This is a genomic window from Enterobacter sp. BNK-18, assembly GCF_047456135.1.
Lineage (GTDB): Bacteria > Pseudomonadota > Gammaproteobacteria > Enterobacterales > Enterobacteriaceae > Enterobacter > Enterobacter ludwigii.
The window spans coordinates 3175745-3187144 of the sequence record NZ_CP179899.1 but is presented as its reverse complement, the minus strand read 5'-3'; the positions used below and the strand labels follow the sequence as shown (position 1 = coordinate 3187144).

Genomic DNA, 11400 nt, shown 5'->3' with positions numbered 1-11400 from the left:
AAAATATAAATATGAACCTGAATAAGACTGCGGAATTAAAAAGGTAAACGTGATGAATAATGATATCTTCCCGAATAAGTTTAAAGCGGCCCTCGCGGCGCACCAGATCCAGATTGGCTGCTGGTCCGCGCTGGCAAGCCCCATCAGCACCGAAGTACTGGGCCTGGCCGGTTTCGACTGGCTGGTGCTGGACGGCGAACATGCGCCGAACGATATCAGCACCTTTATTCCGCAGTTAATGGCGCTCAAAGGGAGCCATAGCGCGCCGGTGGTTCGCGTCCCGACCAACGAGCCGGTAATCATCAAACGTCTGCTGGATATTGGGTTTTACAACTTCCTGATCCCGTTTGTGGAAACGGAAGAGGAGGCGGTGCAGGCCGTGGCGTCAACACGTTATCCGCCGGAAGGGATCCGCGGGGTCTCCGTTTCCCATCGCGCTAACATGTTTGGCACCGTCCCGGACTACTTCGCACAGTCCAACAGCAACATCACCATCCTGGTACAGATTGAGAGCCAGCAGGGGGTCGATAACGTCGACGCTATCGCTGCCACCGACGGTGTGGATGGCATCTTCGTTGGTCCAAGCGATCTTGCTGCGGCATTCGGCCATCTGGGCAATGCGGGTCATCCGGAGGTGCAGCGCGCTATTCAGCACATCTTTGCCCGTGCCAACGCGCACGGCAAACCGTGCGGCATTCTGGCGCCGGTTGAGGCTGATGCCCGTCGCTATCTGGAGTGGGGAGCGACCTTCGTTGCCGTCGGTAGCGACCTCGGCGTATTCCGCTCGGCCACGCAGAAGTTAGCGGACGCCTTTAAAAAATAACCATCATTGAGGAAACGAATTATGACGCTGAAAGTGGGTTTTATTGGCCTTGGGATCATGGGTAAACCCATGAGTAAAAACCTCATCAAAGCAGGTTACTCCCTGGTGGTTGCAGACCATAATCCGCAAGCCGTGGCCGAGGTGATTGCCGCAGGTGCAGAAACCGCAGCAAGCGCCAAAGCGATTGCTGAGCAGTGTGATGTCATTATCACCATGCTGCCAAACTCCCCGCATGTGAAAGAGGTGGCCCTGGGGGAGAACGGCATCATTGACGGTGCCAAACCCGGCCTGGTGGTGATTGACATGAGTTCTATCGCGCCGCTGGCAAGCCGTGAAATCAGTGAGGCGCTAAACGCGAAGGGCGTCGATATGCTGGATGCCCCGGTCAGCGGCGGAGAGCCCAAAGCCATCGACGGCACCCTGTCGGTGATGGTTGGCGGCGACAAAGCTGTTTTTGATAAATACTACGACCTGATGAAAGCCATGGCGGGCTCCGTGGTGCATACCGGCGATATCGGGGCGGGTAACGTCACCAAGCTGGCAAACCAGGTGATTGTGGCGCTGAACATTGCCGCAATGTCGGAAGCGCTGACGCTGGCCACCAAAGCGGGCGTTAACCCTGATCTGGTGTATCAGGCGATCCGTGGCGGCCTGGCGGGCAGCACCGTGCTGGATGCCAAAGCGCCCATGGTGATGGATCGTAACTTCAAGCCCGGTTTTAGAATCGACCTGCACATTAAAGATCTGGCGAATGCCCTGGATACCTCCCACGGCGTGGGCGCGCAGCTGCCGCTGACCGCCGCCGTCATGGAGATGATGCAGGCCCTGCGCGCGGATGGTCTGGGCACTGCCGACCACAGCGCGATTGCGTGCTACTACGAAAAACTGGCGAAGGTGGAAGTCTCTCGCTAATAAAAACGGACGCGGGAACGCGTCCGCTATTTTTGCCGAGTGCGGTAACAGGCGACAACTATGAAAATCGTAATCGCGCCAGATTCCTGGAAAGAAAGCCTTTCTGCCTCCGGGGTTGCTCAGGCGATTGAAAAAGGATTTCGGGAAATTTTCCCCGATGCACTTTATGTTTCGGTGCCGGTTGCTGACGGCGGGGAAGGTACGGTTGACGCGATGATCGCCGCCACCCAGGGCACAGAACAGCATGCCAGGGTCACGGGCCCGTTGGGTGAACAGGTTAACGCCCGCTGGGGCATGTCCGGCGATGGCAGCACGGCATTTATTGAGATGGCCGCCGCCAGCGGCCTGGCACTGGTCCCGGCCACCCAACGTAACCCGCTCGTCACCACGTCCCGGGGTACCGGGGAGCTTATTCTCAGCGCGCTGGATAAAGGTGCCCGACATATCATTATCGGCATTGGCGGCAGTGCCACCAACGACGGCGGCGCCGGAATGATGCAGGCGCTGGGGGCCACGCTCCGCGATGCCAACGGTACTGAAATGGGTTATGGCGGCGGCAGCCTGATGGCGCTCAACAGCGTCGATCTCTCCGGCCTCGACGCCAGGATAAAAGATTGCACAATCCACGTCGCGTGCGACGTCACGAATCCGCTGGTTGGCGAGAGAGGCGCTTCCCGTATCTTTGGCCCGCAAAAAGGGGCGACAGAGGAGATGATCCTCACTCTCGACGCTAACCTCAGCCACTATGCCGATGTGATAAAAAAATCTCTGCGAATTGACGTGAAACAGGTTCCCGGTGCGGGTGCAGCGGGGGGCATGGGGGCGGCCCTGATGGCCTTTCTCGGCGCGGAACTGAAGAGCGGTATTGAGATTGTCACCCAGGCACTTAACCTCGAAGAACATATTCACGACTGCACGCTAGTACTGACGGGCGAAGGGCGCATTGACAGCCAGAGCATTCAGGGCAAAGTGCCCGTCGGTATCGCCCGTATCGCCAAAAAATACCATAAGCCGGTGATCGGCATTGCCGGCAGTCTGACCCGGGATGTGGGGGTCGTGCATCAGTATGGCATCGACGCGGTATTCAGCGTGCTGAGCCGCGTCGAGTCGCTGGAAGAGGCTTACCGTGGGGCGTTTGACAATATTTACCGCGCCTCGCGCAATATCGCCGCCACTTTGCAGATAGGGATGCACGCCCAAGGGTGACAGCGGGGCACAAACCCTCTATACTGCGCGCCGAAGCTGACCAGACAGTCGCCGCTTCGTCGTCGTCCCCTTTCGGGGGGAGACGGGCGGAGGGGAGGAAAGTCCGGGCTCCATAGGGCAGGGTGCCAGGTAACGCCTGGGGGGGAAACCCACGACCAGTGCAACAGAGAGCAAACCGCCGATGGCCCGCGCAAGCGGGATCAGGTAAGGGTGAAAGGGTGCGGTAAGAGCGCACCGCGCGGCTGGCAACAGTCCGTGGCACGGTAAACTCCACCCGGAGCAAGGCCAAATAGGGGTTCACATGGTACGGCCCGTACTGAACCCGGGTAGGCTGCTTGAGCCAGTGAGCGATTGCTGGCCTAGATGAATGACTGTCCACGACAGAACCCGGCTTATCGGTCAGCTTCAACTTCTTACAAAACCCCGCTTCGGCGGGGTTTTTGCTATCTGCGCTAAACGAGATGAATGACTGTCCACTCCGCTTTCTATGAAAGAACGCGGCTTATCGGTCAGCTTCAACTTCTTACAAAACCCCGCTTCGGCGGGGTTTTTGCTATCTGCACTAAATGAGATGAATGACTGTCCACTCCGCTTTCTATAAAAGAACGCGGCTTATCGGTCAGCTTCAACTTCTTACAAAACCCCGCTTCGGCGGGGTTTTTGCTATCTGCGCTAAACGAGATGAATGACTGTCCACTCCGCTTTCTATGAAAGAACGCGGCTTATCGGTCAGCTCCAGCTTTTTACACAACCCCGCTTCGGCGGGGTTTTTGCTATCTGCGCTAAATGAGATGAATGACTGTCCACTCCGCTTTCTATGAAAGAACGCGGCTTATCGGTCAGCTTCAACTTTTTACAAAACCCCGCTTCGGCGGGTTTTTTCTTTTATCGGCCTTAGAAATTGCAAGCAAGTGCCACCTGATGCATCGCTCACACGACATCAATTATCATATTTGCGACATTAAGCACATTTCACTGCTTCCACCCCTTCTGTGTCTTTTTAGCATCTGCTGACGATCGCAATCACAAAATTTCGCGCTAAATAATCCTGATTCTGCAGTATTGTTAATTTGTTATGAATGTTGCTTTTATGATCGTGAATGTTTTCTTATTTGATATATGTATATTGAATTCAAAAACATTTAGCCCATGAATGTGTGATGCATTCCACTGTTTCCCGAAAGTCAGCAAAATCACCCCAGACAAATTTGATAAATTGAAAGAATGTTTTAAACGAATAACGGTTATTTATTAATCTTTAATTGCCTGAAAGATAGTCTTTATCGATTTTTTTAACGCCGAAAAATTTACCTGTGTTATCGCCATAAAATAAATTTATTACTGCTCTTTTTGTTGATCAATATCAGCGTTATGGCGTATTTATTTTAATGTAACTCATTGATAATAAGGTGTTTTAAAGGGTTGTCGTTATGCTGATTAAGGGTGTGAAAAAGCAAATTGTGAGTAACAGCACATACCCCCGTCAGCCATATTGAGTAGAATCCACCCCGTCATAGGGAAATAAGCGCAGAATATTATGAACACTATTATTCTACCGAAAACACAGCACCTCGTGGTATTTCAGGAAGTCATTAAAAGTGGCTCCATTGGTTCTGCTGCAAGACAACTGGGCCTGACGCAACCTGCCGTCAGCAAAATTATCAGCGATATCGAATCTTACTTTGGCGTTGAAGTCATGGTGCGCAAAAACACCGGCGTTAAACTGACTGCGGCAGGCCAGGTATTACTCTCGTACTCTGAGTCGATCACCCGTGAGATGAAAAACATGGTGAGCGAGATTAACAGCCTCAGTTTCAGTACCGTCATGGATGTCTCATTTGGTTACCCGTCGCTCATTGGCTTCACCTTCCTGTCCGAAATGATCAAAAAATTCAAGGAAGTGTTCCCGAAAGCGCGCGTCTCGATGTACGAAGCTCAGCTGTCCTCTTTCCTGCCGGCCATTCGCGACGGCCGGCTGGATTTTGCCATCGGCACATTAAGTGATGAAATGCTGCTGCAGGATCTTCACGTCGAGCCGCTGTTTGAGTCTGAGTTTGTCCTGGTAGCCAACAAATCACGAACGTGCACCGGCTCGACTACCCTGGCATCACTCACGGATGAACAGTGGGTGATGCCGCAAACCGATATGGGCTACTACAAAGAACTTCTGACCACTCTGCAAGACAATCACATCAGCATTGAAAACATCGTCCAGACCGATTCCGTCGTGACCATTTATAACCTTGTCCTGAATGCCGATTACCTGACGGTTATTCCCCGCGACATGATTGCGCCATTCGGTTCCGACCAGTTTATTGTACTGCCGGTGGAAGATGAATTACCCATAGCGCGTTATGCCGCCGTGTGGTCAAAAAATTACAGAATTAAGAAATCGGCGTCAGTATTAGTCGAACTGGCAAAACAATACGCGTCACTGACCAGTGAAAGACGACGATGATTAAATAACCCTCTGATAACGCGTTAACATTTTTAAAAACACCCAGAGCTTATTTTATCCGTGCTCTGATACCCTGACTTTGCCTGAAGAAAATGAATTATTATAACGAGGATATTATGCATATTACCTACGATCTCCCGGTGACCATTGAAGATATTCAGGACGCCAGAAAACGACTGGCAGGCAAAATATATAAAACCGGCATGCCGCGCTCAAATTATCTCAGCGAACGCTGTAAAGGTGAGATATTCCTGAAGTTTGAAAATATGCAGCGTACTGGCTCCTTCAAGATCCGCGGTGCGTTTAATAAATTAAGTTCGCTGACCGAAGCTGAAAAACGTAAAGGCGTGGTCGCCTGTTCTGCAGGCAACCACGCGCAGGGCGTGTCGCTCTCCTGTGCAATGCTCGGTATCGACGGCAAAGTGGTCATGCCGATGGGCGCGCCGAAATCTAAAGTCGCCGCCACCCGTGACTACTCGGCTGAAGTGGTGCTGCACGGCGAAAACTTCAACGACACCATCGCCAAAGTCAGCGAAATCGTGGAGCTGGAAGGGCGCATTTTTATCCCGCCGTATGACGATCCGAAAGTGATTGCCGGCCAGGGCACCATTGGTCTGGAAATTCTCGAAGATTTGTATGATGTGGATAACGTGATTGTACCCATCGGCGGTGGCGGTTTAATTGCCGGAATTGCAACGGCCATTAAATCCATCAACCCGACCATTAATATTATCGGCGTGCAGTCTGAAAACGTACATGGAATGGCCGCATCGTATCAGGCAGGAGAAATCATTAACCACCGCGTTACCGGTACACTAGCCGACGGATGTGATGTGTCTCGTCCGGGTAAATTAACCTTCGAGATTGTTCGCGAATTAGTCGATGACATTGTGCTGGTCAGCGAAGACGATATTCGTAACAGCATGATTGCCCTCATTCAGAGAAATAAAGTGGTTACAGAAGGTGCTGGCGCACTGGCCTGTGCGGCGTTATTAAGCGGCAAGCTTGATCACTATATTCAGGGTCGTAAAACCGTCTGCATTATTTCCGGCGGCAATATCGATCTCTCCCGCGTATCCCAAATTACCGGCTTCGTTGACGCATAAAGGATGACCTATGAGCAACACAGAAAGCATTATCGTTGGCCAGACAAAAACGTCCTCCTGGCGTAAGTCTGATACCACCTGGACGCTTGGCCTGTTTGGAACCGCCATTGGCGCAGGTGTGCTGTTCTTCCCGATTCGCGCAGGCTTCGGCGGCTTGATTCCTATCCTGCTGATGCTGGTTCTCGCTTTCCCGATTGCGTTTTATTGCCACCGGGCGCTGGCACGCCTGTGTCTGTCCGGCAGTAACGTGTCTGGCAACATCACCGAAACGGTGGAAGAGCATTTTGGTAAGACCGGTGGGGTGGTGATTACGTTCCTCTACTTCTTCGCCATTTGCCCGCTGCTGTGGATTTACGGCGTCACCATTACGAACACCTTTATGACCTTCTGGGAAAACCAGCTCCAGCTGCCCGCGCTTAACCGCGGCGTGGTGGCGCTGTTCCTGCTGCTGCTGATGGCCTTTGTTATCTGGTTTGGTAAAGACCTGATGGTGAAGGTGATGAGCTTCCTGGTGTTCCCGTTTATTGCCAGCCTGGTGCTGATTTCCCTGTCGCTGATCCCTTACTGGAACTCGTCGGTGATTGACCAGGTCAACCTGAGCGATATTGCGTTTACCGGGCATGACGGCATTCTGGTGACGGTCTGGCTGGGGATCTCCATCATGGTCTTCTCCTTCAACTTCTCGCCCATCGTCTCCTCGTTTGTGGTCTCTAAACGTGAAGAGTACGAACCCGAGTTCGGTAAAGCGTTTACCGAGCAGAAATGTTCCAAAATTATCGGTCGCGCCAGCTTACTGATGGTCGCGGTGGTGATGTTCTTCGCCTTTAGCTGCCTGTTCACGCTCTCGCCGCAGAACATGGCCGATGCCAAAGCGCAGAATATTCCCGTGCTCTCTTACCTGGCGAACCACTTTGCGACCATGTCAGGCACTAAATCAACGTTTGCCACGGTGCTGGAATACGGTGCCTCCATCATTGCGCTGGTCGCTATCTTCAAATCCTTCTTCGGCCACTATCTGGGCACGCTGGAAGGGCTGAACGGCCTGATCCTGAAGTTCGGTTATAAAGGCGATAAGAAGAAAGTCTCCGTGGGCAAACTGAACACCATCAGCATGGTATTCATCATGGGGTCGACCTGGGTCGTTGCCTATGCCAACCCGAACATTCTTGACCTTATCGAAGCCATGGGGGCGCCAATCATCGCCTCTCTGCTGTGCCTGTTGCCGATGTATGCCATTCGTAAAGCGCCGGCAATGGCGAAATATAAGGGCAGACCCGAGAACATCTTCGTCACGGTTGTGGGCCTGCTGACCATCCTGAACATCGTCTACAAACTGTTCTAAACCCTGGCTCAGGAAGAGCGGAGTAACACCATGATTGAGTTTCCGGTTGTATTGGTTATTAACTGCGGATCGTCCTCTGTTAAGTTTTCAGTACTCGATGCCAGCAGCTGTGATGCCCTGATGACGGGCATTGCAGACGGGATTAACACTGAAAAAGCCTTTATTTCCGTGAACGGGGGTGAGCCAGCCAGACTGGCTCACCATGACTACGAAGGGGCGCTGGCTGCCATCGCCCTGGAGCTGGAGAAGCGTGACCTGATGAGCAGCGTGGCCCTGATTGGCCATCGTATTGCGCACGGCGGCGACCTCTTCAGCGAGTCGACCCTTATCACGGAACAGGTTATTGAGCAGATCCGTCAGGTTTCCTCGCTGGCGCCGCTGCATAATTACGCCAACTTAAGCGGCGTCGAGGCAGCCGAACGCCTGTTTCCGGGCATACAGCAGGTGGCGGTGTTTGACACCAGCTTCCACCAGACGCTGGCCCCGCAGGCCTATTTGTACGGGCTGCCGTACCGCTATTTTGAAGAGCTTGGCGTGCGGCGCTATGGCTTCCACGGGACGTCCCACCGCTACGTTGCCGGGCAGGCGCATGCCTTGCTCGGGATTTCGCCTGAGGACAGCGGGCTGGTGATTGCCCATCTCGGCAACGGGGCATCCATCTGCGCGGTACGCAATGGTGAGAGCGTGGATACCTCCATGGGCATGACGCCGCTGGAAGGGCTGATCATGGGGACCCGCTGTGGCGACGTTGATTTCGGCGCCATGGCCTGGATAGCCCAACAGACCGGACAGTCATTTGAGGATCTGGAACGCGTCGTCAATAAAGAGTCCGGCCTGCTGGGGATCTCGGGAATATCCTCCGATCTGCGAGCCCTCGAAAAGGCCTGGCATGAGGGACATCAGCGGGCACAGCTGGCGATCCAGACCTTTGTTCACCGTATCGCACGGCATATTGCCGGGCACGCGGCGTCGTTACACCGCCTGGACGGTGTGGTGTTCACCGGCGGGATTGGTGAGAACTCCAGACTGATCCGCACCCTGGTGGCGGAACACCTGGCCGTCTTTGGCATCACCCTCGATGAAGCCAAAAATGCCCTGCCGGGCAGCGCAGGTGAGCGTGTGATCACCACCGATTCGTCCCGCGTGGCCTGCGCGGTGATCCCAACCAACGAAGAAAAAATGATCGCGCTGGATGCCCTCCGTCTTGGGAAGGTCACTCCGGCTGCGGCTTATGCCTGACAGAGCGAGAAATTCATGAAAGTAGCAATCGATACGCGCGTTGCCCCTTACAGCGACGCATGGGCCGGGTTTCGCGGTGAAGAATGGAAAGACACCGTCAACGTGCGCGATTTTATTCAGCATAACTATACCCCTTATGAAGGCGACGAAACTTTCCTCGCGCAGGCGACGCCAGCAACGACGGCGCTCTGGGAGAAGGTAATGGTGGGCATTCGTCAGGAGAATGCCACCCATGCGCCGGTGGATTTTGATACCAACATTGCCACTACCATCACGGCCCACGGACCGGGCTATATTGACCAGCAGCTGGAGACGATCGTCGGCCTGCAAACCGATAAGCCGCTCAAACGTGCGCTGCATCCGTACGGCGGGATCAATATGATCCGCAGTTCATTCGAAGCCTATGGCCGCGAGATGGATCCACAGTTCGAATATCTTTTTACCGAACTCCGCAAAACCCATAATCAGGGTGTCTTTGACGTTTACTCCCCCGAGATGATGCGCTGCCGTAAATCAGGCGTGCTGACCGGGCTACCGGACGGCTACGGACGCGGGCGCATCATCGGCGATTACCGCCGCGTGGCGCTGTACGGCATCCGCTATCTGGTGCACGAGCGTGAGCGCCAGTTCGCGGATCTGCAGGGCAAACTCGAACGGGGTGAAGATCTGGAGGCGACGATCCGCCTGCGTGAAGAGCTGGCGGAACACAAACGCGCACTGCTGCAGATCCAGCAGATGGCAGCGAACTATGGCTTCGATATTTCTCGCCCGGCGATGAATGCGCAGGAAGCGGTACAGTGGGTTTACTTTGCCTATCTGGCCGCGGTGAAATCCCAGAACGGCGGGGCGATGTCGCTGGGACGCACGGCCTCGTTCCTGGATATTTATCTCGAGCGCGATATGCAGGCGGGTCGCCTGAGTGAGATCCAGGCGCAGGAACTGATCGATCATTTCATCATGAAGATCCGCATGGTGCGCTTCCTGCGTACTCCGGAGTTCGACACGCTCTTCTCCGGCGATCCTGTCTGGGCCACCGAAGTGATTGGCGGAATGGGGCTGGATGGCCGCACGCTGGTCACCAAAAACAGCTTCCGTTACCTGCATACCCTGCACACGATGGGACCCGCACCGGAGCCAAACCTGACGATCCTGTGGTCCGAACAACTGCCCGTCGCATTCAAGAAGTACGCTGCACAGATGTCGATCGACACCTCGTCGCTGCAGTATGAGAACGACGACCTGATGCGCGTGGATTTCAACAGCGACGACTACGCCATTGCCTGCTGCGTCAGCCCGATGGTGATCGGCAAGCAAATGCAGTTCTTTGGCGCCCGTGCTAACCTGGCGAAAACGCTGCTGTATGCGATCAACGGCGGGATGGATGAGAAGCTGAAGATCCAGGTCGGGCCGAAAACCGCGCCGCTGCTGGATGAGGTGCTGGATTACGACACCGTGATGGCGAGCCTGGATCACTTTATGGACTGGCTGGCGGTGCAGTACATTAGCGCGCTGAATCTCATTCATTACATGCACGATAAGTACAGCTACGAAGCCTCACTGATGGCGCTGCACGACCGGGACGTTTACCGCACCATGGCCTGCGGTATCGCCGGGCTGTCGGTGGCGGCGGACTCGCTGTCCGCCATCAAATACGCCACGGTAAAACCCGTACGCGACCATACCGGCCTGGCGGTCGATTTTGTGATTGAAGGGGACTACCCGCAGTACGGTAACAATGATGACCGTGTGGACAGCATTGCCTGTGACCTGGTGGAACGCTTTATGAAGAAAATTCAGGCGCTGCCGACCTACCGAAACGCGGTGCCGACCCAGTCGATCCTGACCATTACGTCGAATGTGGTCTACGGCCAGAAAACCGGCAATACGCCGGACGGACGCCGCGGCGGTACGCCATTCGCACCGGGCGCGAACCCGATGCACGGACGAGACAGGAAAGGGGCGGTGGCCTCGTTAACCTCCGTCGCTAAGCTGCCGTTTACCTATGCGAAAGACGGGATCTCTTACACCTTCTCCATTGTGCCTCAGGCGCTGGGCAAGGATGAGAGGGTGCGCAAAACCAACCTTGTAGGGCTGCTGGACGGGTATTTCCACCACGAAGCGGCCATTGAGGGGGGACAGCACCTCAACGTTAACGTCATGAACCGGGAGATGCTGATGGAGGCGATTGAGCACCCGGAGAACTATCCCAACCTGACCATTCGTGTCTCAGGGTATGCGGTGCGCTTTAATGCGCTGACGCGCGAGCAGCAGCAGGACGTGATCTCAAGGACGTTTACCCAGGCACTGTGATCGT

General features: G+C 54.5%; 8 protein-coding genes and 1 other RNA gene. All 9 read left to right on the top strand.

Features of this window, described 5'->3' with window-relative positions; genetic code table 11:
• The first annotated feature begins 52 nt into the window (after positions 1–52).
• The 9 genes from garL (at position 53) to pflB (ending at position 11396) form a co-directional block, all read left to right on the top strand.
• The gene (gene garL / locus ACMGG3_RS15305) at positions 53–823 is read left to right on the top strand and encodes a 2-dehydro-3-deoxyglucarate aldolase (protein ID WP_049023349.1); all 771 of its coding nucleotides are present in this window, start codon (positions 53–55) and stop codon (positions 821–823) included.
• Between the two features lie 21 nt (positions 824–844).
• Positions 845–1735, top strand: coding sequence for a 2-hydroxy-3-oxopropionate reductase (gene garR, locus ACMGG3_RS15300; RefSeq protein ID WP_041162871.1), 891 nt, complete (start codon positions 845–847; stop codon positions 1733–1735).
• Positions 1736–1795: 60 nt separating this feature from the next.
• Complete coding sequence (gene garK / locus ACMGG3_RS15295) at positions 1796–2941, top strand: glycerate 2-kinase (RefSeq protein WP_078774133.1); 1146 nt, start codon at positions 1796–1798, stop codon at positions 2939–2941.
• Positions 2942–2973: 32 nt separating this feature from the next.
• Positions 2974–3352, top strand: an RNA gene (gene rnpB / locus ACMGG3_RS15290) — RNase P RNA component class A.
• 1126 nt (positions 3353–4478) lie between these two features.
• Positions 4479–5399, top strand: a complete 921-nt coding sequence (gene tdcA / locus ACMGG3_RS15285) for a transcriptional regulator TdcA (protein ID WP_014171743.1) — start codon at positions 4479–4481, stop codon at positions 5397–5399.
• Positions 5400–5515: 116 nt separating this feature from the next.
• Positions 5516–6505, top strand: coding sequence for a bifunctional threonine ammonia-lyase/L-serine ammonia-lyase TdcB (tdcB, locus tag ACMGG3_RS15280; protein ID WP_032679736.1), 990 nt, complete (start codon positions 5516–5518; stop codon positions 6503–6505).
• Positions 6506–6515: 10 nt separating this feature from the next.
• Entirely contained in the window at positions 6516–7847 is a 1332-nt protein-coding gene (gene tdcC / locus ACMGG3_RS15275) for a threonine/serine transporter TdcC (RefSeq protein ID WP_014171741.1), read from the top strand.
• A gap of 30 nt (positions 7848–7877) precedes the next feature.
• Entirely contained in the window at positions 7878–9086 is a 1209-nt protein-coding gene (gene tdcD, locus ACMGG3_RS15270) for a propionate kinase (protein WP_032679027.1), read from the top strand.
• Between the two features lie 15 nt (positions 9087–9101).
• The gene (gene pflB / locus ACMGG3_RS15265; protein ID WP_414149293.1) at positions 9102–11396 is read left to right on the top strand and encodes a formate C-acetyltransferase; all 2295 of its coding nucleotides are present in this window, start codon (positions 9102–9104) and stop codon (positions 11394–11396) included.
• Positions 11397–11400 lie beyond the last annotated feature (4 nt).

Excerpts from the sequence above, each read along its gene's own strand:
- garL (WP_049023349.1), top strand. The coding sequence starts at position 53 with ATGAATAATGATATCTTCCCGAATAAGTTTAAAGCGGCCCTCGCGGCG.
- tdcB (WP_032679736.1), top strand. The coding sequence starts at position 5,516 with ATGCATATTACCTACGATCTCCCGGTGACCATTGAAGATATTCAGGAC.
- pflB (WP_414149293.1), top strand. The coding sequence starts at position 9,102 with ATGAAAGTAGCAATCGATACGCGCGTTGCCCCTTACAGCGACGCATGG.
- tdcA (WP_014171743.1), top strand. The coding sequence starts at position 4,479 with ATGAACACTATTATTCTACCGAAAACACAGCACCTCGTGGTATTTCAG.
- tdcC (WP_014171741.1), top strand. The coding sequence starts at position 6,516 with ATGAGCAACACAGAAAGCATTATCGTTGGCCAGACAAAAACGTCCTCC.
- garR (WP_041162871.1), top strand. The coding sequence starts at position 845 with ATGACGCTGAAAGTGGGTTTTATTGGCCTTGGGATCATGGGTAAACCC.
- tdcD (WP_032679027.1), top strand. The coding sequence starts at position 7,878 with ATGATTGAGTTTCCGGTTGTATTGGTTATTAACTGCGGATCGTCCTCT.
- garK (WP_078774133.1), top strand. The coding sequence starts at position 1,796 with ATGAAAATCGTAATCGCGCCAGATTCCTGGAAAGAAAGCCTTTCTGCC.